25 protein-coding genes are annotated in these 24,573 nt (G+C 59.9%); 10 read left to right on the forward strand and 15 right to left on the reverse strand.

The annotated features are described in order from the left end of the window. Window positions 1-448: 448 nt before the first annotated feature. From KGB25_RS23100 to KGB25_RS23110, 3 genes are read right to left on the reverse strand one after another with little or no spacing between them, the layout of a single operon-like run. Complete coding sequence (locus KGB25_RS23100) at window positions 449-1,453, reverse strand: 4-hydroxythreonine-4-phosphate dehydrogenase PdxA (protein WP_008029054.1); 1,005 nt, start codon at window positions 1,451-1,453, stop codon at window positions 449-451. Then, window positions 1,450-2,406, reverse strand: a complete 957-nt coding sequence (locus tag KGB25_RS23105) for an amidohydrolase family protein (RefSeq protein ID WP_223436821.1) — start codon at window positions 2,404-2,406, stop codon at window positions 1,450-1,452. Before KGB25_RS23105 ends, KGB25_RS23100 begins: the two co-directional genes overlap by 4 nt. Next, window positions 2,399-3,739, reverse strand: a complete 1,341-nt coding sequence (locus tag KGB25_RS23110) for an MFS transporter (protein WP_223436823.1) — start codon at window positions 3,737-3,739, stop codon at window positions 2,399-2,401. Before KGB25_RS23110 ends, KGB25_RS23105 begins: the two co-directional genes overlap by 8 nt. A gap of 561 nt (window positions 3,740-4,300) precedes the next feature. Between KGB25_RS23110 and KGB25_RS23115 the strand changes: the two genes are divergently transcribed. From KGB25_RS23115 to KGB25_RS23130, 4 genes are all read left to right on the forward strand, one after another. Beyond that, the gene (locus KGB25_RS23115) at window positions 4,301-5,317 is read left to right on the forward strand and encodes a Bug family tripartite tricarboxylate transporter substrate binding protein (protein ID WP_223436826.1); all 1,017 of its coding nucleotides are present in this window, start codon (window positions 4,301-4,303) and stop codon (window positions 5,315-5,317) included. A 52-nt stretch (window positions 5,318-5,369) separates the two neighbouring features. Beyond that, a complete protein-coding gene (locus tag KGB25_RS23120; protein WP_223436828.1) occupies window positions 5,370-5,903 on the forward strand; it encodes a tripartite tricarboxylate transporter TctB family protein in 534 nt (177 codons plus the stop codon). Further along, window positions 5,900-7,429 (forward strand): tripartite tricarboxylate transporter permease, encoded by a 1,530-nt coding sequence (locus KGB25_RS23125; RefSeq protein WP_223436831.1) that lies wholly within the window; start codon window positions 5,900-5,902, stop codon window positions 7,427-7,429. Before KGB25_RS23120 ends, KGB25_RS23125 begins: the two co-directional genes overlap by 4 nt. Before the next feature lie 69 nt (window positions 7,430-7,498). After that, window positions 7,499-8,440, forward strand: coding sequence for a LysR family transcriptional regulator (locus tag KGB25_RS23130; RefSeq protein WP_008029067.1), 942 nt, complete (start codon window positions 7,499-7,501; stop codon window positions 8,438-8,440). Between the two features lie 929 nt (window positions 8,441-9,369). Here KGB25_RS23130 and KGB25_RS23135 read toward each other — a convergent pair. Continuing rightward, complete coding sequence (locus KGB25_RS23135; RefSeq protein ID WP_223436833.1) at window positions 9,370-10,233, reverse strand: DMT family transporter; 864 nt, start codon at window positions 10,231-10,233, stop codon at window positions 9,370-9,372. Window positions 10,234-10,690: 457 nt separating this feature from the next. Between KGB25_RS23135 and KGB25_RS23140 the strand changes: the two genes are divergently transcribed. Continuing rightward, the gene (locus KGB25_RS23140; protein ID WP_008044888.1) at window positions 10,691-11,230 is read left to right on the forward strand and encodes a hypothetical protein; all 540 of its coding nucleotides are present in this window, start codon (window positions 10,691-10,693) and stop codon (window positions 11,228-11,230) included. A 43-nt stretch (window positions 11,231-11,273) separates the two neighbouring features. Further along, on the forward strand, window positions 11,274-11,453 hold the full coding sequence (locus KGB25_RS23145; protein ID WP_157214384.1) for a hypothetical protein: 180 nt from the start codon (window positions 11,274-11,276) through the stop codon (window positions 11,451-11,453). A 43-nt stretch (window positions 11,454-11,496) separates the two neighbouring features. Here KGB25_RS23145 and KGB25_RS23150 read toward each other — a convergent pair whose 3' ends face one another. Together KGB25_RS23150 and cysK are read right to left on the reverse strand one after the other, a co-directional pair. After that, window positions 11,497-12,435 carry an aspartyl/asparaginyl beta-hydroxylase domain-containing protein gene (locus KGB25_RS23150; protein WP_192228714.1) on the reverse strand — a complete coding sequence of 313 codons (939 nt, stop codon included), beginning with the start codon at window positions 12,433-12,435 and terminating at the stop codon, window positions 11,497-11,499. Window positions 12,436-12,665: 230 nt separating this feature from the next. Continuing rightward, entirely contained in the window at window positions 12,666-13,640 is a 975-nt protein-coding gene (gene cysK, locus KGB25_RS23155) for a cysteine synthase A (RefSeq protein ID WP_008035073.1), read from the reverse strand. Between the two features lie 126 nt (window positions 13,641-13,766). Here cysK and KGB25_RS23160 point away from each other — a divergent pair, with 126 nt between their 5' ends. Continuing rightward, complete coding sequence (locus KGB25_RS23160; RefSeq protein ID WP_223436835.1) at window positions 13,767-14,843, forward strand: DUF748 domain-containing protein; 1,077 nt, start codon at window positions 13,767-13,769, stop codon at window positions 14,841-14,843. On the opposite strand, the gene KGB25_RS23165 is transcribed toward KGB25_RS23160, so the two are convergent. Further along, window positions 14,840-15,340, reverse strand: a complete 501-nt coding sequence (locus KGB25_RS23165) for a DUF2442 domain-containing protein (RefSeq protein WP_008035069.1) — start codon at window positions 15,338-15,340, stop codon at window positions 14,840-14,842. The genes KGB25_RS23160 and KGB25_RS23165 overlap by 4 nt on opposite strands. Then, the gene (locus tag KGB25_RS23170; protein ID WP_032829218.1) at window positions 15,328-15,558 is read right to left on the reverse strand and encodes a DUF4160 domain-containing protein; all 231 of its coding nucleotides are present in this window, start codon (window positions 15,556-15,558) and stop codon (window positions 15,328-15,330) included. Before KGB25_RS23170 ends, KGB25_RS23165 begins: the two co-directional genes overlap by 13 nt. A 201-nt stretch (window positions 15,559-15,759) precedes the next feature. Between KGB25_RS23170 and KGB25_RS23175 the strand changes: the two genes are divergently transcribed. After that, window positions 15,760-16,605, forward strand: coding sequence for an AAA family ATPase (locus KGB25_RS23175; RefSeq protein ID WP_008035065.1), 846 nt, complete (start codon window positions 15,760-15,762; stop codon window positions 16,603-16,605). 26 nt (window positions 16,606-16,631) lie between these two features. Then, window positions 16,632-17,810 (forward strand): vWA domain-containing protein, encoded by a 1,179-nt coding sequence (locus tag KGB25_RS23180; RefSeq protein ID WP_008035063.1) that lies wholly within the window; start codon window positions 16,632-16,634, stop codon window positions 17,808-17,810. Between the two features lie 99 nt (window positions 17,811-17,909). Here KGB25_RS23180 and KGB25_RS23185 read toward each other — a convergent pair whose 3' ends face one another. From KGB25_RS23185 to KGB25_RS23200, 4 genes are read right to left on the reverse strand one after another with little or no spacing between them, the layout of a single operon-like run. Next, window positions 17,910-18,836 (reverse strand): biotin-dependent carboxyltransferase family protein, encoded by a 927-nt coding sequence (locus KGB25_RS23185; protein ID WP_223436838.1) that lies wholly within the window; start codon window positions 18,834-18,836, stop codon window positions 17,910-17,912. Further along, complete coding sequence (gene pxpB / locus KGB25_RS23190) at window positions 18,833-19,537, reverse strand: 5-oxoprolinase subunit PxpB (RefSeq protein WP_207286126.1); 705 nt, start codon at window positions 19,535-19,537, stop codon at window positions 18,833-18,835. Before pxpB ends, KGB25_RS23185 begins: the two co-directional genes overlap by 4 nt. Continuing rightward, complete coding sequence (locus KGB25_RS23195; RefSeq protein ID WP_223436840.1) at window positions 19,534-20,286, reverse strand: 5-oxoprolinase subunit PxpA; 753 nt, start codon at window positions 20,284-20,286, stop codon at window positions 19,534-19,536. The genes pxpB and KGB25_RS23195 overlap by 4 nt, the downstream gene beginning before the upstream one ends. A 44-nt stretch (window positions 20,287-20,330) precedes the next feature. Continuing rightward, complete coding sequence (locus tag KGB25_RS23200; RefSeq protein ID WP_008035057.1) at window positions 20,331-21,617, reverse strand: MFS transporter; 1,287 nt, start codon at window positions 21,615-21,617, stop codon at window positions 20,331-20,333. Between the two features lie 158 nt (window positions 21,618-21,775). Between KGB25_RS23200 and KGB25_RS23205 the strand changes: the two genes are divergently transcribed. Then, a complete protein-coding gene (locus KGB25_RS23205; RefSeq protein ID WP_008035056.1) occupies window positions 21,776-22,690 on the forward strand; it encodes a LysR family transcriptional regulator in 915 nt (304 codons plus the stop codon). A 4-nt stretch (window positions 22,691-22,694) separates the two neighbouring features. On the opposite strand, the gene KGB25_RS23210 is transcribed toward KGB25_RS23205, so the two are convergent. Genes KGB25_RS23210 through KGB25_RS23220 form a run of 3 tightly spaced genes read right to left on the reverse strand, consistent with a single transcriptional unit; the run spans window position 22,695 to window position 24,554 of the window. Continuing rightward, complete coding sequence (locus KGB25_RS23210) at window positions 22,695-23,237, reverse strand: DUF2937 family protein (protein WP_223436842.1); 543 nt, start codon at window positions 23,235-23,237, stop codon at window positions 22,695-22,697. Window positions 23,238-23,249: 12 nt separating this feature from the next. After that, entirely contained in the window at window positions 23,250-24,026 is a 777-nt protein-coding gene (locus KGB25_RS23215) for a class II glutamine amidotransferase (RefSeq protein ID WP_008035054.1), read from the reverse strand. Between the two features lie 30 nt (window positions 24,027-24,056). Further along, on the reverse strand, window positions 24,057-24,554 hold the full coding sequence (locus KGB25_RS23220; protein ID WP_192228710.1) for an MFS transporter: 498 nt from the start codon (window positions 24,552-24,554) through the stop codon (window positions 24,057-24,059). Between the last annotated feature and the right edge of the window lie 19 nt (window positions 24,555-24,573).

Consider the following 24,573-nt stretch of genomic DNA (forward strand, 5'->3'; position numbering starts at 1 on the left):
ATCGAGTTATCAGGCGCCCCCTAAAACAACTGTGGGAGCGAGCCTGCTCGCGAAGGCGATCTGACAGGCACATTGCAGTGACTGATAGAGCGCTATCGCGAGCAGGCTCGCTCCCACATGGGGTTTTGCGTTGATTGAACAACCTGGCAGCACCACGCATTACTGTAGGAGCCGGCTTGCTGCGGGCGGCGTTCCGACGATAGCGATCTGACAGGCACTTCATCTGTGTCTGTCAGGCCCTCATCGCTGGCAAGCCAGCTCCTACAGGGTTTTGCATGGTTCACAAATACTGGCAACACCACCATCCACTGTAGGAGCCGGCTTGCTGCGGGCGGCGTTCCGACGATTGAGGTCTGACAGTCACCTTATGTGTGTCTGTCAGGCCCTCATCGCCGGCAAGCCGGCTCCTACAGGGGGGTTGCGGTGTGTCAGTGAATTTTGTGGGGGGTCAGTAGTGGTTGGTGCCCATGCGGCAGGCGATTTCGAAGGCCTGGCGGATCGCGCCGGGGTTGGCTTTGCCCTGCCCCGCGATATCAAACGCGGTGCCATGGGCCGGTGTGGTGATGGGGATCGGCAAGCCGCCCTGCACCGTCACCCCACGGGAGAAGCCCATCAACTTGATCGCGATCTGTCCCTGGTCGTGGTACATCGTCACCACCGCGTCAAAGGCGCTCGCATCGCCCTGCACCTTGAGGAAAATCGTGTCGCCCGGATACGGACCTTCGGCCGCAATCCCCAACGCCTGCGCCGAACGTACGGCCGGGCCGATGATGTCCAGTTCTTCGCGACCGAACGAGCCGTTGTCGCCGTTGTGCGGGTTCAGGCCGCATACGCCGATGCGCGGTTTCGCCAGGCCGTTGCGTTTGAGCGCGGTGTCGATCAGCTGGATCGCTTCCACCACCCGCGCTTGCGTCAGCATGCCCGGCACCTCGGCCAAGGCCACATGCGAGGTCACCCGTGACGTCCAGAGGTTGTCGAGCACGTTGAATTCGCAGAATGGCCCGTGGAAATCCAGCAGCTCGGCGAACCAGTGCAACTCGTCGTTGTGGGCCATGCCGGCCATGTGCAGCGAGGTCTTGTTCAGCGGCCCGAACAGCACCGCGCCGGTGGTGCCGGCCTCGGTCAGGCGCAGGGCTTTTTCCAGAGTGTCGAGGCTGTAGCGGCCACCAATAACGCTGGCTTCACTGCGCGGGAATTCGCCGATGGTGTCGCCGCGAAAGTCATAGAACAACGGCGTGTCATCGACAAATGACAGCTGATCCAGCGACTCGACGCGACGGTACGGAAATTCCACCCCGGCGATGCGCATGCCGCGCCGCATTTCCGCCTCGTCGGCAATCAGGATCACGTTGGCCTGGCTGCGAACCTGAGGCTCGGCGAGCAGGCGTGCGATCAGTTCCGGGCCGATGCCCGCCGGGTCGCCCAGGACCATGGCGATGGTTGTCTTGCTCATGCTTCACTCCTCAAGGGTTCGGGCCATGTACGGTCAATGGCGCTAGGCTCGCAGCGATAAACCCGCTGCGCGTTGCTGTAGAACAGGCGCTCCTGATCCGCCCATGGCAGGTCAGCAACGATGGATTTGAAACCGCTGTAGATGTCGTCGAACGAGCCGCACAGGCTGTCCACCGGAAAGTTGCTGGCGAACATCACGCGGTCGGTGCCGAACATGGCGATCACTTCGCGCACGATCCAGGTATTGTCTTTGGCGCGCCACGCCTGCCCTTTCAGGCCCAGGCCGGAAACCTTCACCTGCACGTTCGGCCATTCGGCCAGTCGCGCCATCGCCAGACGCCACCCCGCCAGGCCTTCGGCGCTGCGGTCATTGGGCAACCCGGCGTGGTTGAGAATCAGCGTGGTACCGGGAAAGTCCCGGGCCAGCCGTTCGGCTTCGTAGAGGTTCCACCAGGGTGTCTGCAAATCGAAATGCAGCCCCAGCCCTTGCAGCGCGGCGTAACTGCGGCGCCAGTGTTCATCGCTCATCAGGCTGCGCAGATGGCCCACCTGCGCCGTCGAAGTCGGGCCACCGGGTTTATGGCGCACGCTGCGTACGCACTTGAAACTCGCCTGCTCGGTGAGCACCGCGATGGCGTCCGGATGATCGAGCCAGGCCTGCGCGACGATTGCATTCGGTACGCCATAACGCGCCGCCAAACCTTCAATGAATCGGGTTTCGCCAATCGGGTCTTGCGGGTCCCATTCGGTCTCGATGTACACCGTTTGCACGACGTTATGCGGCCCGGCATCGGCGAAGTAATCGTCGGGAAAATAGCGCCGCTTGATCGCGCTGTAGTCGCCGTAGCGAAACGGGATCCTGGCTTCAGGCGCGAGCCACGGATGGTGATTGATCGTCGGGTCCCAGAAGTGGTGATGGGCGTCGATGATCGGCCCCGAATACAACTCAGTCATGGCGCACCTCGTCGAGGCTGATGAACAGCGTGGCGAAAACGAAGACCGCCGAACACGCCGCAAAGAACCCCAGCACCGGCGCGAATCCACCGGCCATTTGCAGGATCACGCCGACCAGGATCGGCACCGCAATCCCGCCCGTGCTGCCGGCCATGTTCATCACGCCGCCGATCAGGCCGACCCGCGCCGGCGCCGCCAGCAATGCCGGGAAGCTCCAGTAGAGGCTGCCCCACATCAGGAAAAACGCAGTCATGGCCAACAACGCCACGGCGGCAAAAGGGTTAGTCAGGGTCGGCAACAACAGAAACGCGCCGAGAGCCACCAGACCGGAAAACGCCAGCAGGCTCTTGACCGCCACACCGCGACTGACACCTTTGCGGATCAGCCCGTCGCAGAGGAAACCACCGGTCAACGAGCCGAGCGCACCGCAGACAAAAATCACGAACGTCGCCGCGCCAATGCCCTTGATATCGAAGCCGCGAGCCTGCGCCAGATAACTCGGGCCCCAGGTCAGCAAGCCGAAATACACCATCGCCCAACTGGCGCGGCCGATCAGCAAACCGCTCAGGGAACGCGCCGCAATGCCCAGGCCTTTGACTGGCACCCGCGCCGCTTCGGCTGCTGGCGTGGCGCGTCCGGCGTTGATCTTCTCGAGCTCTTCGGCATTCACTTGCGGGTGGCTGGCCGGGTCATCGCGCAGATACCGCCGCGCCAGCCACGCCAGTACCAGCGTCGCGATACCGGCGATCACGAACGCCAGGCGCCATGAGTCCAGCGACGCGATCAGATAAGCAATGATTAGCCCGCCCAACGCCACGCCCAACGGGCTGCCGCTGTCCATCAGCACCGCGCCGCGACTGCGCTCGCTTGGCGCCAGCCACAACGAAATCAATTTGCCGCCCGACGGGAACAAGGGAGCCTCGGCAGCACCGAGTGCAACGCGGGCGAACAACAATGACAAGCCGCCCGTGGCAAATGCCGCCAATACTTGAAACGTCCCCCACAACCCGGTGGACCAACTGATGACCCGGTGCGGGCCGAAGCGGTCGATCATCCAGCCGCCGGGAATCTGCAACAGCGCATAGGCCCAGAAGAAGCTGCTGAGGATCAGGCCTTGCATGCTCGGCGACAGGGAAAACTCATGGGCGATGGTCGGCATCGCAATGGACAGCGACACCCGGTCGATGAGGTTGACCATGGTCAACGCGAAGATGATCGCGAAGATCCGCCAGCGCACATTGCTGGCCTTGGTGGTGCCGGTCAGCGGTTCGGCCGCTGCGGCGGGTTGGGCAACTGCGCCGGGCAATTGCAGGGAAGCACTGGGACGAGCCATGGTGCGTACCTCGAATTTATTATTTTTGTGAAGTTGCAAACACTGAACCTGTAGGAGCCGGCTTGCCGGCGATTGCGGTGTATCAGTCAACATTGATAGCGCCTGACCCACCGCAATCGCCAGCAAGCCGGCTCCTACAGTGATGGAGGTGCATCAATCGATATTGATGGCGCCTGACATTCCGCTATCGCCGGCAAGCCGGCTCCTACAGGGTTCGCGTTTTGCCGTGTTTTCACGGCATTGGTGAGCACTATCGAAGGCTCACTGATAACCGTCTAATCAAAACTTGAAATAAGGCGATAGCCTCGGGTTATGTCATGCCCTGCTTTCAGGGGGCTTTCAATGGATAAGGCCTGCACACACTTTCCACTCAAACTGCTCTGGCGCAAGGCCCGCGGCGATCTTCACGATTCTTCCCCTCCCGAGCTATAACCCCAGGCTATCGGTGTATGTATTGTTTTGACTAGACGCGACGCCTGCGGCTTCCCACACTCGGGCCAGGCTTGCAGCTTTACCGCTCAGACAAGTCACTCATAACAACTACAAAAACGAGGCCCTTCCATGCGAAATGCATTCGTCCGTCGCACATCCCGTCTGTTTCTTGGCTGCACGCTGGTCGCCGCCGGCGCCCTTCCCGCTCTCGCTCATGCAGCCTGGCAACCAGACAAGAACGTCGAAATCGTCGTCGCTGGCGGTCCCGGTGGCGGCACCGACCAGCTTGGCCGTTTGATCCAGTCGATCATCACCACCCACAAGCTGCTCGACGTGAATACCATCGTCCTCAACAAGGGCGGCGGCAATGGTGCCGAAGCTTTCCTCGACCTGAAAATGAACAAGGGCGATCCGGAAAAACTGGTGATCGGCACCAACAACATCTACCTCTTGCCGCTGGTGTCCAAGCTCGGCTACCAATGGCAGGAACTGACCCCCATCGCCGCCGTGGCCGAGGACGATTTCATTCTCTGGAGCTACAAAGACGCACCGTGGAAGGACGCCAAGGGCTTCTACGAAGCGGTCAAGACTGACCCGTCGAACCTGCGCATGGGCGGCAGCCAGTCCAAGGACGTGGACCAGACCCTCACCCTGCTGTTGAACCAGACCACTAACAGCAAACTGGTGTACATCCCGTTCAAGAGCGGCAGCGAAGCCGCGACCCAACTGGCCGGCAAACACATCGCCGCCAACGTCAACAACCCCAGCGAAAGCATCAGCCAATGGCGCGGTGATCAGGTCGAGCCACTGTGCGTGTTCAGCAAAGAGCGCATGAGCTACACCGAGAAAGTCGCCGGCGACAAATCCTGGGCCGACGTGCCGACTTGCCACGAACAGGGCCTGGGCATCGATCAGTACCGCTTCCCGCGCACCGTGTTCATGCCCGGCGAAGTCACCGCCGAGCAACGGGCGTTCTATGTCGAGCTGATGCGCAAAGTCACCGAAACCCCGGAGTTCAAGGCCTACGTCAAACAGAACGCACTGGTGCCCACCTTCCTCGAAGGCGAGCCGCTGACCGCCTACATTGAGAAAGACACCGCCCGCGTCACACCGGTGTTCAAAGAAGCCGGCTGGCTGAAAAACTGAGTTGCCGACGGCCGTCCGCCTGCGCACGGCCGTCACCTCTGGAGGTGCTTTCATGTCCCATTCTTCGGATTCATCGGCACTGGTCGGTACCCGCTGGGTCGAACTCGGCCTGGCTGTCTTCACTGCGCTGATCGGCGTGGTGGTGATGTTCGGCAGTGTCGAACAAGGTATCGGCTGGGGCGATTCCGGCCCCGAGCCGGGTTACTTCCCCTTCTACATCGGCCTGATGCTCAGCGCCGCAAGCGTGGCCAACGGCGTGTTGACCCTGGTGCGCTGGCACGCCCTGAGCATTGCATTCGTCAGCCGCAGTGCGTTCAAGCAAGTGTTGTCGGTGTTCATCCCGATTGCGCTGTTCGTTGGCGCCATGCCGTTCACCGGCATCTACGTGGCGTCGGCCTGCTTCATCGCCTGGTTCATGTGGCGTGACAAGGTCCGCGCCAAGCCTTACGGCAAACTGATGATCGGCAGCGTGTCCCTCGGCGCGGTGCTGGCCAGCTACCTGATTTTCGCGCTGTGGTTCAAGGTCCCGCTGGATGCCGGCCCGATGGGCGACTGGATTGCCCTGGCCGGGAGAAATTTCAAATGAGCGAGTTCGATTCCCTGCTGCAAGGCATGAACCTGATCCTGACCCCGGGCCACATCGGCCTGATGGTGATCGGCGTGCTACTGGGCATTCTGGTCGGCGTACTGCCCGGCCTCGGTGCCCCCAACGGCGTGGCGTTGTTGCTGCCGCTGACGTTCACCATGTCGCCGGTGTCGGCGATCATTCTGCTGTCGTGCATGTATTGGGGCGCGCTGTTTGGCGGCTCGATCACCTCGATCCTGTTCAACATCCCCGGCGAGCCCTCATCGGTGGCGACGACCTTCGACGGCTACCCGATGGCCCGCGAAGGCCGCGCCGCCGAAGCCCTCACCGCCGCCTTCAGTTCGGCACTGATCGGCGCATTGGCCGGGGTGCTGTTGCTGACCTTCCTGTCGACCAAGATCGCCGCATTCGCCATGTCGTTCAGTTCACCGGAGTTCTTCGCGGTGTACCTGTTGGCGTTTTGCACCTTCATCGGCATGAGCAAGAACCCGCCGCTGAAAACCGTGGTGGCGATGATGATCGGTTTCGCCATGGCGGCGGTCGGCATGGACACCGTATCCGGCAACCTGCGCCTGACCTTCGACCAGCCGATCCTGATGACGGGCATCAGCTTCGAAGTGGCGGTGATCGGCCTGTTCGGCATCGGCGAAATCCTTTGCACGGTCGAGGAAGGCCTGGTGTTTCGCGGCGAGCATGCGCGCATTACGCCAATGGTGATTCTGCGTACCTGGGCCAAGTTGCCGCGTTACTGGTGGACCATTCTGCGCAGCACGCTGGTCGGTTGCTGGATGGGCATCACGCCCGGCGGCCCGACGGCGGCTTCGTTCATGAGCTACAGCCTGGCGCGGCGTTTCTCGAAGAATCGCGAGAACTTCGGCAAGGGTGAACTCGAAGGCGTGATCGCTCCGGAAACCGCCGACCATGCGGCCGGCACCAGCGCCCTGCTGCCGATGCTGACCTTGGGCATTCCCGGTTCCGCCACGGCAGCTGTGATGCTCGGTGGCTTGATGATCTGGGGCTTGCACCCTGGCCCGACGTTGTTCGTCGAGCAGCACGATTTTGTCTGGGGGCTTATCGCGAGCATGTACCTGGGCAACGTGGTGAGCCTGATCGTGGTGCTGGCTACCGTGCCGCTGTTCGCTTCGATCCTGCGCATTCCGTTCTCGATCATTGCGCCGATCATCATCATGGTCTGCGCCATCGGTGCTTACTCGGTGCACAACTCGTTCTTCGACGTGGTGCTGATGCTGGGCTTCGGCGCGCTGGGTTACTTGTTCAAGAAACTCGGTTACCCGATTGCGCCGCTGGTGTTGGCGGCAGTGCTGGGCGACAAGGCTGAGGATGCGTTCCGTCAATCGATGCTGTTTTCTGACGGTCACTTGGGGATTTTCTGGTCCAACCCGCTGGTGGGCAGCCTGACCACGGCAGCGCTGCTGATGCTGTTCTGGCCGCTGATTTCCAAAGGGTTGAACAGCCTGATGGGCCTGCGCAAACCTCACGTCGCCAAGACCAAATCGGTGCTGTGACACGGCAATGCTGGCAACGCCTGACATTTGTTGTCAGGCTTGCCGCAGTCTTTTTCGCGAGCGCGGCCCATGACCCGAATTCCTGATGCCAATGTGATCCACAGTCGACTGCGTCTGCGCCAATTGCGGCTGATGCTGGCGTTGCAGGAATTAGGCTCGCTGCGCCGCGCCGCCGACCACATCGGCATGACCCAACCTGCGGCGACCAAGATGTTGCACGAGGCCGAGGACTTGCTCGGCGTCGAACTCTTCGAACGTCTGCCTCGGGGCATGCGCTCTACCCCGTTCGGGGAGACCGTCATCTACTACGCGCGCATGGTGTTTGCCGAACTCAGCGGTATGCGTGAAGAACTGGTCGCCCTGGAATCCGGCAACCTCGGGCGAGTCGCCGTCGGGGCGATTCCGGCGCTGGCCTCGGGGTTGCTGACCCGCACCATCGCCACCTTGAAGAAAAGCCATCCTCGGTTGTCGATGAGCATTCAGGTCGACACCAGTGATGTACTGGTGCAGGCACTGTTGCAGGATCAGCTCGACATTGTGCTGGGGCGGATTCCGGCGGGTGCGCGGGCCGAAGAATTGCTGTTCGACAGCTTGGGTGAAGAGGAGCTGTGCGTGATTGCCGGTGCGCAGAATCCATTGGCGCGGGAGAAAAACCTGAGCTGGGCGGAATTGCAGAACATGACTTGGGTGTTGCAACAGCAACCGAGCCCGATGCGCGCGATCATCAATCAGGTGTTTCACAATGCGCGGGTCGACATTCCCAGCAGCATCGTCGAGACCACGTCGATCATGACCTTGCTGTCGTTGATCCAGCAGACCGACATGCTCGGCGTCACGCCGGTGTCGGTGGTCGAGGATTATCCGGGGCGTGATTTGCTGGCGGTGTTGCCGATCAAGTTTGAAGCGCGGTTGCCGCCGTATGGGTTGATTACCCGGCGTCATCGTATTCAGTCTTCGGCGATGCAGGCGTTTATGAATTCGGTGCGGGCTGAGCATGCTTTGAGTAAGTAGGCCTTTGGGTATGCGTATATATCCGTTGCCTCGGTAACGGCGGCTATTGGTTTCGCCCTTACGGCGAGTCACTTTGGAAAAGCCCCAAAGTAACCAAAGCGCTTTTGCCCCTTTCGTTCGGTGGCTCGCTAATGCTCGCCATGCCCTCGCTCCGGTCCTGCTCCGTGGGCCCGCCGCCATCGGCCATCCCTGGCCGGGGGCGGCTAACCCGGCATCCATGCCGGGTTGCCCACTGCGCAGAACCTCCACTCGGCCTCTCGAGGGGGCGACTACCGCCACAGCCGCCGAGGCGGCCTGAAAGCCGGCCTGGCTCTTTGGTCGTGTACACACTCCTGCACGGTGGTGGCCCCACTAATTTTGGATATTTGCACATTCCCCCTGTAGGAGCCGGCTTGCTGGCGATGGCGTCGGCCCAGCCAATACATACGTTGACTGACCCACCGCTATCGCCGGCAAGCCAGCTCCTACAGTTGATCGTATTTATCCAAACACATACGCATTTCCCTTGTAGGAGCCAGCTTGCTGGCGATAGCGTCCGTCCAGCCAATAAATAGGTTGACCGACCCACCGCCATCGCCGGCAAGCCGGCTCCTACAGGGAATCCCGTACGCTTTTGATTCCCACCACTCATCAGGCCGAGCGTTAGCTCGCCTTCCGCTTTTGATCTGAGCGCCCCCTCGAGAGGCCGAGCGCAGGTTCTGCGCAGTGGGCAACCCGGCATGGATGCCGGGTTAGCCGCCCCCGGCCAGGGATGGCCGATGGCGGCGGGCCCACGGAGCAGGACCGGAGCGAGGGCATGCCGAGCCACAGCGAGGCACCGAACGAAAGGGGCAAGAGCCCTTGGTTACTTGGGGCTCTTCCAAGTGACTCGCTGTAAAAGCGAAACCGCCAGCAGCCATCACAAAAAAACGGATATGCCCCCAACCACTTCACCCCGCCTGACGAAACACAACCCCCAGACCAACAATAATCAGCACCATCCCCACCATGCTCAACACCGCAAGTTGGTTGCCGAAAAACAGATAATCCATCACCGCCGTCACCGCCGGCACCAGATAAAACAGACTGGTGACATTCACCAGATTGCCCCGGGCGATCAGCCGATACAGCAACAACGTCGCCAACACCGACACCACCAGCCCCATCCACAACACCGGCACGATGAAACCGCTGCTGCGTTCAAAGTGAAAGGGCTGGAACGGCACGAAGATCCCGCACAACAACAGCCCCGACAGATACTGCACCGGCAGCGTACCGAGGGGATTATCGGTGATGCGTTTCTGCATGATCGAACCGAACGTCATGCTCGCCAATGCCAGCAAACCGAAAAACATCCCGGCCAGCGACATGCCGGCCAGACCAATGCCCTGATACACCACCATGATCAATCCGGCCAAACCCAGCATCAAACCGAACACCCGGTTCGCTGAGCGATGGCGCCCCATGATCACCACCGTGAGGATGGGCTGCACACCCATGATCGTGGCCATCACGCCTGGCGTGACCTTCAGGTCCAGGGCCAACAGATAGAAAATCTGATAAGCACCCAGCAACACCACACCAGTGGCCATCGCATACAGCATCGGCTTGCCACCCTTGGGCAGTTTCAGCTTGAGCAATGGCACCAGCAGCACCAATCCACAAAGCGCGATGGCGAAACGAATCAGCAGAAAAGCGAAGGGCGACGCGTGGGCCAGGCCCCATTTGGAGAAGATCGCCCCGCTGCTCCACAGCAAAACGAACAGGCTCGTGGACGCCGCCGCGAGCGCGGATTTTTTCGAAAGGACAAACATGAATACCACCTGTAGTCAGGCATAAAAAGCCAACTCAGCCGAAGCTGAAATCCAGTAGTTTTTCAGGCGAACGCTTTTAGAAGGGCAAGGGAACAGCAGGGAAAGCTGATCAGCCCGAAACGCCAACGCCCGGCGGTGATACGACTGCGTACACCGGCGTGCTACGGACAGGTGGGGGGTAATGACTGATCTGCGCAGGCTGCTGATCCCCGCACGGCACGACGCCAGCGTGGACCGCTGAATCGACTACCGCGTTGATGAGGGATGCAGGCATGGGCTGATCTTTTTTGATGGGATGGACGGTGAACGGAAATCACCGAGCGCCGACTATAACCAGCGCTCGACATGGATTGCAATGACTTGGACAAAGGGCCAGTAGATACAGCGTTAGACCTGCTGCTTACTCTGAGGGAAAGGAAATCGCCCACTGAGGGGGACAGGGAATGCAAGAGATCAAATGCCAAGGGAACGGACTCAACTTCGGTATCAGCTGTACAGATCAAATGCTCGAAAGCTGGCAATTGCCACCCTATCCCGACTTCATCAAGAACTGGAGCATGGAGGGCAAGTCGGCTTCGATTTTTCCAGGATTCGTTTCGAACCAATCAACGCACAGGCATTGAATGCATTCCAGCACTGGAATGATCCGCACTATTCATGGAATGAAGTCGTTGGATGGAAGGCAAAAGAGCCGATGTGTTTTGATCTGGCGATCTGGTTTGATCTGGAGTTATGCGGGCTGTGTTTTGCGAATCCAAACCAGAGTCGTCAACGAGTAAAGATCGTGCGATTGGAGGGTAATCCAGAAAGAGGTCATCCCCTGAAAAGTCTGATTGCTTCGCTCGCACTGACCGCTGTTACTCACTTTGCACAAATCATTGGCTGCAGACAGATCGAAATACAGGAGCCTGTAAAGGGTGCCATCGCCATCTATCAGCAGCTTGGTTTTGAATTCGACACAGAGGGTCGGCTTGTGATGCTTATGGAGTGCGACTAATATCGGGCCAACTGCTCATTTAATGATCAACGCTGGAGATTCAATGAAAGCTCTCGCTGAAAAAAATATTGCAGATAGACAACCGATCAAGGCAACTCCGAAGCGACCACCCACTGAGTTGCCAGAAAGTGTTTTGCGTCGCATCAGAGATACACTGGCAAACCCGGTAACAGAAGAGCCGATGGGCGTTCTCGCTGGAGCTTCGTTCACCTTTTCCTCATAAAAAAACCGCTCACAAGGAGCGGTTCTTTATTCAAAGTCCGGTTTCAACCAAACAACCAATACCCCAACAACGTCAACACCACCACCGCGAGCACCGGTCGCAGCACACGGTAGGCTTTAGGATTGCGCCGCTTCCACTGCTTGACCACACCGCTGACTTTGTCGCTGGAGTTCTTGCTCCAGGCGTAGGCCCGGTTAATCCCGCCGACACGCTCGTCATCGAGGTTCTGCGGCGCAGTGGCACGACCGAGCAGGCTGCTGATCGAGCGGTTGATGCGGGTCATGATACGGTTGCTCAACGGACGTTCGATGTCGCAGAACAGAATGACCCGGGTCTTCTCGGTTTCGTTCTTGACCCAGTGCACATAGGTTTCGTCGAACATCACGTCTTCGCCATCACGCCAGGCGTAAACCTGACCGTCGACGAAGATGCGGCAATCATCGGAATTCGGCGTCGACAACCCCAGGTGATAACGCAGGGAACCGGCAAACGGATCGCGGTGCGGGTTGAGATGGCTGCCACCCGGCAGCAAGGCGAACATGGCGCCTTTGACGTTGGGAATGCTGCTGACCAGGGCCACTGTTTTCGGGCACAGTGTTTCGGCCGATGGCAGGGGTTTGTCGTACCACTTGAGGTAGAAACGCTTCCAGCCTTTCTTGAAGAACGAGCCAAAACCGGCGTCGTTGTTTTTCTCGGCGGCGCGAATGTAACCCTCATCAAACAGGTGCATCGCTTCGTCGCGGATGACTTCCCAATTGTCCTTGAGCACGTCAAGTTCCGGGAACTTGCTGCGATCCAGATAGGGTTTGGATGGCACGCTGGAGAACAGGTACATCAAGGCGTTGTACGGTGCGAACAAAGCGGAGTGGTTGACGAACTGACGCAAGACCGGCAATCGCGCCTTGCCGCGCAAGTGCACATAGAGGGTGCTGCCGAGGAACAGCAGCAACAGCGATGCCTTCGCGGCAATGGTAAAGGTCATCTACAACTCCTTGAGAATTAGCAACTCTGCACTACGCCATTTACCCGACGTGGCAGTCGGCCATGATAAACACTACCGGCCTCGGGAAAAACCCGCTTTCCTCAACATTCACTGTTAAAGATTGTGCAACAACGCACTTCTTAACATATGTCTCCTGAACGGGGGCTGACCTGGATCAGCCCACTTGTCGGGATCAAAATCGAAACATCACTGCTTTGATTTGTTCACGATTACTGCTGATTCTCCTGCTCGGTAAACAGATCGCTGAACAGCATGCTCGACAGGTAACGCTCACCGGAGTCCGGCAGAATCACCACGATGGTCTTGCCCTGCATTTCCGGCGTTTCAGCCAGGCGCACGGCCACAGCCATGGCCGCACCGCAAGAGATGCCGCACAAAATCCCTTCCTCCTGCATCAAGCGCAAAGCCATTGCCTTGGATTCGTCATCGGTGACCAACTCGACCCGGTCCACCATCGACAGATCGAGGTTCTTCGGCACAAAGCCGGCACCGATGCCCTGGATCTTGTGAGGGCTAGGCTTGATCTCTTCACCGGCCAGCGCTTGCGTGATCACCGGAGACACCACGGGCTCCACCGCCACCGAGAGAATCGGTTTGCCCTGGGTATTCTTGATATACCGCGAAACCCCCGTAATGGTTCCGCCCGTTCCGACGCCGGCCACCAGCACATCGACGGCACCGTCGGTGTCGTTCCAGATTTCCGGACCAGTGGTTTTCTCGTGAATGGCCGGGTTGGCCGGGTTTTCGAATTGCGCCGGCATGAAGTAGAGGGACGGGTCGCTGGCAACCATTTCAGTGGCCTTTTCGATCGCACCTTTCATGCCTTTGGCCGGCTCGGTCAGCACCAGTTCGGCGCCCAACGCCTTGAGCACTTTGCGCCGTTCGATGCTCATGGACGCCGGCATGGTCAGCATCAACTTGTAACCCCGTGCGGCGGCGACAAACGCCAGGCCAATGCCGGTGTTGCCGGAGGTCGGTTCGACGATGGTCATGCCAGGCTTGAGTTTGCCGGTGCTTTCGGCGTCCCAGATCATGTTCGCGCCAATCCGGCACTTCACCGAGTAACCAGGGTTGCGCCCCTCGATCTTGGCCAGGATGGTCACGCCACGCGGCGCAATGCGGTTGATCTGCACCAGCGGTGTATTGCCGATGGAATGGGCGTTGTCAGCAAAGATACGGCTCATGGCTGGGTCCTTATGCAGCGTTGAATTAGCCCTCCACGGTATGCCTGTTGCCCCTGGTCGTCCAGTCAGTCGAACGTCCGGCCCGCACAGCAGTCAATCGCATTACACCGCCAGAGATTTGCCGCCATGAAGCGTCGATACAGTTGGCCTCTGTGGACCCTCGCCGGCCTCCTCATGTTGCTGTTTGCCCTGCACATCGCCCTGCCCTATCTGGTGCGTGACTACCTGAACGAACGATTGGCGAATATGGGTGACTATCGCGGGCAGATCACCGACGTGGACCTGGCCCTGTGGCGCGGCGCCTACAAAATCAACGGCCTGAAAGTCGTCAAGGTCGAAGGCAAGGTCCCGGTGCCTTTCGTCAATGCGCCGCTGATCGATCTTTCCGTCAGTTGGCACTCGCTCTGGTACGACCACGCGGTCGTGGCCAAGGCGCAGTTCGTCAAACCCGAAGTGAACTTCGTCGACGGCGGCGCCAACAAGAAAAACTCCCAGACCGGTGAAGGCACCGATTGGCGGGCACAATTGGAGAAATTGCTTCCGATCACCCTGAACGAAGTGCGGATCAGCGACGGCAAGATCAGCTTCCGGAACTTCAATTCCAGGCCCCCCGTGAACATGAACGCCACCCAGGTCAACGCCAGCATTTACAACCTGACCAACGTCGTCGACAAGGAAGGCAAGCGCGACGCACGGTTCGATGGCAAAGCGCTGCTGCTGGGGCACGCGCCACTGGAAACCAGCGCAACCTTCGATCCGCTGAGCGACTTCGAGGATTTCCAGTTCCGACTACGCGCCACGGGCATCGAACTCAAACGCATGAACGACTTCGCCTCGGCCTACGGCAAGTTTGATTTCAATGCCGGGCATGGTGATGTAGTGATTGAAGCGCAAGCGAAAAAAGCCCAATTGACTGGCTACATCAAGCCACTGCTCAAAGACGTCGATGTGTTCAACTGGCAACAGGACGTCGAGAACAAGGACAAAGGGCTGTTCCGCTCCATTTGGGAGGCCATTGTCGGTGGCTCCGAAACCGTGCTGAAAAACCAAGGCAAGAACCAGTTTGCAACGCGCGTTGAATTGAGTGGCAGCGTTCACCGGCAAGATATCAGCGCGTTCCACGCGTTTTTGCAGATTTTACGTAACGGTTTTGTCCAGGCCTTCAATGCCCAGTATGAACGGCCGAAGCCGGAGGCCGGTTAGGGTTTGCGTGTAACGGTGTAACGGCCGGTTTCTTCAGCCGCCCGCGCCGGATCTCGCAGCTGCAGAAAATCCCACCCCAGACAGGCCAGCGCCAATGACCGGGGCACTGCTTCACGGCCACTGCTGTAACGCGTGATGCTGCGGGCACTCACCCCCAAAGCCTCGGCGGCCTGATTGAGCGGCAACCCGGTACGCGCACGCCAGTCGATGAAGATCCGGGTGTTTTCATCCGCTGCGTTTTGCGCGAGTGCATCCAGATAAACAGTGTCTGCGCCGATCTGGATATCCTGCTCAGGCCATTCGACGCACCAGCCATCATCGCCCAGGGTTGCACTGGCGAAAGCTCCCGCCTCCAGCAACGGCTGCAATCCAGGATAGGTACGCAGGTCACGGCTCAAATCGAGCGTCAATTGCTGACCATCGATAAATGTCAGCGCCAAACGGTAATCCGGCAACGCCTGCACAGCAGACAACCGTGGTCGTTTCATGGGTAACATCGTTTCCAGTCCTCCAGTAGCTGCACCTGATGGGTCCTGACCCATTCCAGAGCTTCCTTGATAATCAACGGCGGCGCCTTGCCGACCATCACTTCAACCGTTTCCAGGCTGAGCATCACATCCAGCCCGCCACCGGTCAGGTGGACATGGGGCGGCGGATGGTCCTTCTCTCGCAGCTGAATCCGGTACGTATCGCGAAATCGATATTTAGTAGACATGCTCCGCAAGCTATCGCCAAAATGGCGATAGCTCAATACTGGCCAGCCGCCGAGACTGAGTCAAGATGTGACGCCCCATTCAGAGACTGAATAAGCCGTCTGCGTTCACAGTCGACCGGGCAGCGCGTTATAGTCGGGTACTACAATTATTGCGCCCCGCCCTGCCCTATCAGGTCGGCGTTACCGTTCGAGGATTAGCAGATGAAGTTCGAAGGCACCCAGGCCTACGTCGCCACCGATGACTTGAAGCTGGCGGTCAACGCCGCCATCACCCTGGAGCGTCCGCTGCTGGTCAAGGGCGAGCCGGGCACCGGCAAGACCATGCTGGCCGAACAACTGGCCGAGTCTTTCGGCGCCAAGCTGATCACCTGGCACATCAAATCCACGACCAAGGCGCATCAGGGCCTGTACGAGTACGACGCGGTCAGCCGCCTGCGCGATTCGCAGCTGGGCACGGAAAAGGTCCACGACGTTCGCAACTACCTGAAAAAGGGCAAGCTCTGGGAGGCTTTCGAGTCCGAAGAGCGGGTGATTCTGCTGATCGACGAAATCGACAAGGCCGACATCGAGTTCCCGAACGACCTGCTGCAAGAACTCGACAAGATGGAGTTCTACGTTTACGAGATCGACGAGACCATCAAGGCCAAGAAGCGCCCGATCATCATCATTACCTCCAACAACGAGAAAGAGCTGCCGGACGCTTTCCTGCGCCGCTGCTTCTTCCACTACATCGCGTTCCCGGATCGCGTCACGCTGCAGAAGATCGTTGACGTGCACTACCCGGACATCAAGAAGGATCTGGTCAGCGAAGCGCTGGACGTGTTCTTCGACGTGCGCAAGGTGCCGGGCCTGAAGAAGAAGCCATCGACCTCCGAACTGGTGGACTGGCTGAAACTGCTGATGGCCGACAACATCGGCGAAGCAGTGCTGCGCGAACGCGATCCGACCAAGGCCATTCCGCCGCTGGCCGGCGCCTTGGTAAAGAACGAACAGGACGTGCAATTGCTTGAGCGCCTGGCGTTCATGAGTCGTCGCGGTACTCGCTAAGCTCTGATTAAGTAGGGGCTAACGCCATGCTGCTCAACCTGTTCAATGAAATGCGCGCAGCCAAGGTGCCCGTCTCGGTGCGCGAGTTGCTGGACCTGATCAACGCGCTGAAACAGCGCGTGACCTTCGCCGACATGGACGAGTTCTACTACTTGTCCCGGGCGATTCTGGTGAAGGACGAAAAGCATTTCGACAAGTTCGACCGAGCGTTCGGTGCTTACTTCAATGGCCTGGAAAAACTCGACGATCACCTTCAGGCCCTGATTCCTGAAGACTGGTTGCGCAAGGAATTCGAGCGTTCGCTGACCGACGAAGAGCGGGCGGCGATCCAGTCCCTTGGCGGCCTGGACAAGCTGATCGAAGAATTCAAGAAACGCCTGGAAGAACAGAAAGAACGCCACGCCGGTGGCAACAAGTGGATCGGCACTGGCGGCACCAGCCCGTTCGGTTCCGGCGGCTTCAACCCGGAAGGCATTCGGGTCGGCGATGCCGGCAAGCGCCAGGGCAAGGCGGTCAAGGTCTGGGATCAGCGCGAGTACAAGAACCTCGACGATTCGGTGGAACTGGGCACGCGCAACATCAAGGTCGCCCTGCGCCGGCTGCGTAAGTTCGCCCGTCAGGGTGCGGCCGAAGAACTGGACATCGATGGCACCATCGACCACACCGCCAAAGATGCCGGGCTGCTGAGTATCCAGATGCGGCCGGAGCGGCGTAACACCGTCAAGCTGTTGCTGCTGTTCGACATCGGCGGTTCGATGGATGCGCACGTGAAGATCTGCGAGGAGTTGTTCTCGGCCTGCAAGACCGAGTTCAAACACCTGGAGTACTTCTACTTCCACAACTTCATTTATGAATCGGTGTGGAAGAACAACATGCGCCGCACCTCCGAGCGCACGTCGACCCAGGACCTGCTGCACAAGTACGGCGCCGACTACAAAGTGATCTTCATCGGGGACGCGGCGATGGCGCCTTATGAGATCACCCAGGCCGGCGGCAGCGTCGAGCACTGGAACGAAGAAGCCGGTTACGTGTGGATGCAGCGGTTCAAGGAGAAGTACAAGAAGCTCATCTGGATCAACCCGTATCCGAAAGATACGTGGGGCTATACGTCGTCGACCAATATCGTTCGGGATTTGATTGATGACCAGATGTACCCGCTGACGTTGCGGGGGCTTGAGGAAGGGATGCGGTTTCTTTCCAAGTAGAAATTCATCGCTTGTAAGGGCCTCTTCGCGGGCAAGCCTCGCTCCTACAGGATTGGTGCATGCCGAAACCTGTAGGAGCGAGGCTTGCCCGCGAAGCTTTTAACTTTCTTGAAACCGGCGCAAATACTCGACCTGTTCACGATGCGCGACATCCTGCACCACCGGCCGCAACCGCACCGTCGCCCCCGGCAGACACTGCGCCAGCCGCGCCAGGGCCAGCGGCGTCAACGCCCCCAGTCGCGGATAACCGCCAATGGTCTGCCGATCATTGAGCAGCACAATCGGCTGCCCGTCCGGCGGCACCTGCACCGCGCCGAGCGGAATACCTTCGGAAATCATCGGTTTTCCCTGGTACTGCAACGCTGTTCCCAGCAAGCGAATACCCATGCGGTCGGCGCGACTGTCGAGGGTCCAGGCGCTGTTGAACGCATCGAACAAGCTCTGGCCGCTGAACTCGCCGATCTGCGCGCCGAGTACCACGTCCAGTGGCAAATCGGATTTGAAGTCCGGTACTTGTTCGCGAGGCAACTCGCGCATCAGCAATGGCGCTTCAGCCGAATAGCTCAGCGACGCGCCTTTGGCTAACGCCCGCCCCATGCCGTCCAGCCCACCCAGCTCCTCACGCACCACAGTCGCGCTGCTGCCCAACACCTTCGGCGCATCAAAGCCGCCCGGCGCCGCGAGATAAGCCCGCGCCCCCAGGAGTGGCTGAGTGAACTGCAAACGCTGACCTTTGCGCAGCTTGAAACTGCGCCACGGCGCCAGCGCCTGACCGTCCAGTTGCGCGCCAAGGTCTGCCCCGGCCAGCGCGAGCAAGCAATCCTCTTCGGCAACAACGCTGAACCCGCCGAGGGTGACTTCGATCACCGGTGCATCCAGCGCATTTCCCAGCAGCCAGTTGGCCCAGGACATCGAGCGCCAATCCAGCCCGCCGCCCTGGGTCACGCCCAGATGCCGCACGCCAAAACGGCCAGCGTCCTGCAACAGGCACAACGGTGTGCTCGCTTCAATCGATAGCCGGCTCATGCCTGCGCCTCCAGTGGCGTGTCGTCACCGCCCAGATTGATGAACTCGGCGTGGCTGACCGCTTCAAAACGCACGGTGTCGCCCGGTTGCATCAGGCTGTAGCCATCGCGTTCGCGGTCGAACAGTTTGGCCGGGGTGCGGCCGATCAGGTTCCAGCCGCCGGGGGACACCACCGGGTAGGCAGCGGTTTGCCGTTCGGCGATCCCGACACTGCCGGCCGCGACTTTTTTGCGCGGCGTATTCAGGCGCGGTGCGGCGAGGACTTCTTCCACTAGCCCCATAAAGGCAAAACCCGGCGCGAAGCCCAAGGCGAACACCTGATATTCACGGTCGCTGTGGCGGCGGATCACCTCCTCCACGGCCAGCCCGCTGCGCTGAGACAACAGGCGCAATTCCGGACCGACGCTCACGTCATACCAGACCGGCAGCACATGACATTTGCCCCCGGTGCGAGTGTTGGGCGACAAATCGATCAGTGCTTCGGCGATCAATTCCCGCGCCTGCGTCGGACTCAATTCGGTCAGATCGTAATGCACCATCAACGTCGTATACGACGGCACCAGATCGATCAGATGCGCACCAAACGCCGCACGCAGGTTTTCGCTGGCAGCGAGCATCCACGGCATGTTGGCTTCGGCGATCTCATCGAACAGCCGCACCATCAGGCAATCCAGCGCCACCACTTCCACCCGAAGTTTCATGGCGCACTCTGCTGATCGAGGGCTTCGCGAATGCGCCGCACGGCCGACACGGAACTGGCATTGTCACCATGTACGCACAGGGTGTTGGCCTGTAAATGCAAGGCGCTGCCATCGCTGGCTGTGAGGTTGTCACCACGGGCGATGGTCAGTGCCTGTTCGATGATTTTTTCCGGATCGTGATGCACTGCACCCGGCAGTTGCCGCGAAACCAGCATGCCGGCGCTGTCGTAGGCACGATCGGCGAACGCTTCGAACCACAACGTCACGCCGTACTCATCACCCAATCGCTGTGCGGCGCTGTTGTCGCGGGTGGCCATCAGCATCAGCGGCAACGTCTTGTCATAAGACGCCACGGCCTGCAGCACGGCGCGTAATTGCGCCGGGTTGGCCATCATGTCGTTGTACATCGCGCCGTGGGGTTTGACGTAGCTGACACGCCCGCCCTGCGCCCGGCAGAGGCCGTCGAGGGCGCCGATCTGATAGTGCAGAATGTCCTGAAGTTCCTGGGCGGTATACGCCATGGAGCGACGGCCGAACCCGACCAGATCCTGATAGGCCGGATGGGCGCCGATCTGCACGCCGTTGCTCAGGGCCAGGCTGACGGTCTTGCGCATGATGCTCGGGTCGCCGGCGTGAAAGCCGCAGGCGATGTTGGCGCAATCGATGAAGGGCATGACCTCGGCGTCCAGACCCATGGTCCAGTTGCCGAAGCTCTCGCCGATGTCGCAGTTCAATAGCAGGCGGCTCACGGTGAACACTCCTGTAGGTTTTGTTCTTTTCAGATGTGGGCAGATTACTGCGCATCCAGTTGTTTGCCACGGGTTTCCGGCAGGCTCAACGCCGCAAGGATCACCACCCCGTAGGAAACCGCCGCGAACGCCCCGATGCCTACGCTCAATGGCACCTTCTGGCTGAGCAAGCCGATCAACAGCGGAAACAACGCCGCCAGCGCCCGGCCTATGTTGTAGCAAAAGCCCTGGCCCGAACCGCGAATCCGCGTCGGAAACAACTCGGTCAGGAAGGCACCCATGCCGCTGAAAATCCCCGAGGCAAAGAAGCCCAACGGAAAGCCCAGCCACAGCATCACGCCGTTACTGACCGGCAATTGGGTGTAAAGCAACACGATGGTGAACGAGCCCACCGCGAACAGAATGAAGTTTTTCTTACGGCCAAGGATGTCAGTCAAATACGCGCTGATGACGTAACCGACGTAGGAACCGACGATCACCATCGCCAGATAACCGCCCGTGCCGAGTACGCTCAAACCACGTTCGTTCTTCAGGAACGTCGGTAGCCAGGAAGTGATTGCGTAGTAACCGCCCAGTGCGCCGGTGGTCAGTATCGAAGCGCGAAGCGTGGTGAAGAGGATGCCAGGGGCGAAAATCTCGTAGAACTTCGCCGGGTTGCTCGGTTCCTGTTTGGCTTTGGCTTCGCGGTAGATTTCCGGGTCCTTGACCAGGCGACGGACGAAGATCACGAAAACCGCCGGGACGATGCCGAGGATAAACAGTGCGCGCCACGCGTCTTCCGGTGGCAACACCGAGAACAGCAGCGCATACAGGATCGCCGTCAGCCCCCAACCCAGCGCCCAGCCCGATTGCACCATGCCCACCGCTTTGCCACGGTCCTTGGCGCGAATCACTTCACCCATCAGCACCGCGCCGGCGGTCCACTCGCCGCCAAAACCGAAGCCCATCAAGGTGCGGCTGATCAGCAGTTGTTCGTAGTTTTGCGCGAAGCCGCAGAGGAAGGTGAAGAAGGCGAACCACAGCACCGTCAGTTGCAAGGTGCGCACGCGGCCGATGCGGTCGGAGAGAATCCCCGCCACCCAGCCGCCGATGGCCGAGGCAATCAGCGTACTGGTGTGAATCAGCCCGGCCTCGCCAGTGGTGATGCCCCACATCGCAATGAGGGTCGGCACCACGAAGCTGAGCATCTGGGTGTCCATGCCGTCCAGGCCGTAGCCGATCTTGCAGCTCCAGAATGTGCGGCGTTCTTGCTGATTGATGTTGCGGTACCAGTCGAAAGGTCCCGGGCGAGCCGTGGCTTTCGGGATGACGGTGGTGTCGGGCGCACTCATGGCAACTCTCCGTGCAAATTTTATTGGTATTGTTCTGAGCCCCGACGACGCCTATCGTGGGAACCGGATGGCCTGATTTTTGGGCGCACGCCCCTATTGCGTCCAACTAATAAAAACCCGCCTTAGACATAAGAAAACTTTATCCACGAGCTGACCCCATGAACCTGAAGTTTCTCGAGACCTTCGTCTGGGTCGCCCGACTCAAAAGTTTTCGCCTGACCGCCGACAAGCTCTTCACCACCCAGGCGTCGATTTCCAGCCGCATCGCCGTGCTCGAAGGCGAACTCGGGGTGAAGCTGTTCCTGCGCGATTCACGCGGCGTGAGCCTGACGCCCGAAGGCTTGAAAGTGCTCGAACATGCCGAGCAGATGATGGACACCATGCAAGCGCTCAAGCAGTCGATCGAGACCCGCTCCAGCAAGGTCGGACGGGTGCGCATCGGCGTGATGGACACGGTGATTCATACCTGGCTGAGCCCGTTGGTGGCACAGATGACGGATCACTATCCGCTGGTGGAAATCGAGCTGGTGGCCGATACCTCGCTCAACCTCTGCGATCAGCTGCAAAAAGGCTTCCTCGACTTGATCCTGCAAACCGACCTGCTGCGTCAGGAAAGCGTGCGCAGCCTGGAGCTGGCCAGTCATCCGATGGGCTGGATCGCTGCCAGCAATTCGATCTACAACCGCGAGTATTCCAGCGTGGCCGATCTGGCGCGGGAGCGGATCATTACCTACTCGAAAAACTCACACCCGCATCAAGAGGTGCTCGCGTTGATGCAGGCCAATGGCGTCATGACGCCACGGCTGAACTGCGTGAATTCGGTGTCGGCGATTACCCGGCTGCTGCGGGACGGTTTTGGCATTGGCGCTTTACCACCGGTGCTGGTGGCCGAGGAGCTGGCGCGCGGCGAATTGACCTTGCTGGCCATCGATCAACGGCCACCGGATTTACAAGTGGTGGTGTCCTGGCGGACCGGGGCGGAATGGGTCGAGGAGATTGTCGCGTTGTGTCAGCAGGTGCTGGCGGGGTATGCGCGCAAGGTCGGCGAAAACTACATCGTCCTTGCGCGCTGATCACTTACAACCCGCGTAAATCCCGCTCTTCAATCGGCCGGCTCTGGCGCAGTCGCTTGCCGCCCAGCACCACCCAGTCGATCAGCCGGAACAGGCATTCAATCCCGAACGACAGCAGCAACGCGCCGCTCATGCCCCAGATCATCGCTTCCGGCGTCAGCAGGATCTGGTAGCTGTAGCCGTTCCAGGTTTCCTTGCGGATATCCGGGTCGGCGGCCAGTACAACTTGCAGGAAGCGGATGTACCACGGGCCTTGCATGGCCTGGAATTGTTTATCGAGGGCCAGTTGACGGGTGAGCAGGTTGCTCAGGCTGTCGGCATCGCTGCGGAAAACCGGGTCTTCGCTGACGCGGTAGTGGGCGACCAGGGCCTGCATGTCACCCTTGAAAAATTGAATGGCGGTGCCCTGGAAACCGCTCAAGCCGGTCTGTGCCTCAATCAGGTGCGCTTCGACCCGCTTGGCGTAGTCGTTGATGAACCCCGGCACCTGGACGCCGATCAACAGGCCCGCCGCGAACAACACCAGCCGTAGATAACTGAGCAACATGGGGGAGAATCCTTATTCGGTCTTGCCCTGGCTGACGCATTCACCGCGTCGCCAGAGGCTCCATTGGCCCGGTTCGTAGCGGGTCCAGGTTTCGTTTTCGGTCAGGGGTTCGGTGGCGATCACCGTGACCACGTCGTTGGGCGTGGTTTCGGCCTGGAAATCGACGATCACGTCGACATCCTTCAAGCGCGCCGGGCCGAACGGTGCACGGCGGGTAATCTGCGCCAGTTTGGTCGAGCAATAGCAGAACAGCCAGTCGCCGTCGCTGAGCAAGCAGTTGAACACGCCTTTGCTACGGTATTCGGCGCACGCGGCTACCAGGTCCGGCAGCAGTGTTTCGATCTCTACCGGTTCCGGGAACGCCGCGCGTACGCGGTTGAGCAGATCGCAGAACGCCGCTTCACTGTCGGTATCGCCGACCGGGCGATAAAAGCTGGTGATCGGCTGAAAGTCCGCCAGTTGGCCGTTGTGGGCGAAACACCAGTTGCGCCCCCACAGTTCGCGCACGAACGGATGGGTATTGGACAGGCAGACCTTGCCGACGTTGGCCTGGCGGATATGGCCGATGACCACTTCGCTCTTGATCGGATAACGTTGCACCAGGTTGGCGACTTCCGATTCGCTGCTCGCCGCCGGGTCCTGGAACAGGCGCAGGCCGCGGCCTTCATAAAAGGCGATGCCCCAACCGTCACGGTGCGGGCCCGTGCGGCCGCCGCGCTGCATCAGCCCGGTAAAGCTGAACACGATATCGGTCGGCACATTGGCGCTCATGCCCAATAACTCACACATGCTCGGACTCTCTGTAAGGCAGGGGCAAGGTTACAAACGCGGTTCGACGCGCATACGCTGAGGGTTGCTCGGGACCGGCGGGCGACCGTAACGGTCATCACCGGCACCGCCGAAAGGATGATCGTCGTCAGGGTCGTCGGCCCGGGCCGCAGCCTTGGCGGCCGCCGTACGTTCCTTGCGAGCGTTGGAGGCGCGTTCGATCGGGAATCGGATCGCCACGAACACCAGGTAAATGCCGAAGGCGATCATGCCGTACATGAACAGGTCGGAGACCGCCCGCCAGGCATTGTTGCCAACCTTGAACGCGAGATCGAGGGCGGTAATGGCGATGGCCGGTGCGACCTTTTCCTTCACCGGATCGATGATCGTCGGGCTGAACAGCAACACAGCGACCAGCAGCCGCAGAGGCTCGCGCAACCAGCGCCACATCCAGCGGGTCATGCGCATCCACACCAACAGGCAGCCTAAAGCGGCGAAGGCGTAAAGGCCCCAAGCGATCAGATAGTCGTTCTCGGTCATGGTGTCCATGGCAAGGCAGGCAAAGAGG

It is taken from the genome of Pseudomonas sp. BF-RE-21 (genome assembly GCF_019947305.1).
In the GTDB taxonomy this organism is placed as follows: domain Bacteria; phylum Pseudomonadota; class Gammaproteobacteria; order Pseudomonadales; family Pseudomonadaceae; genus Aquipseudomonas; species Aquipseudomonas migulae.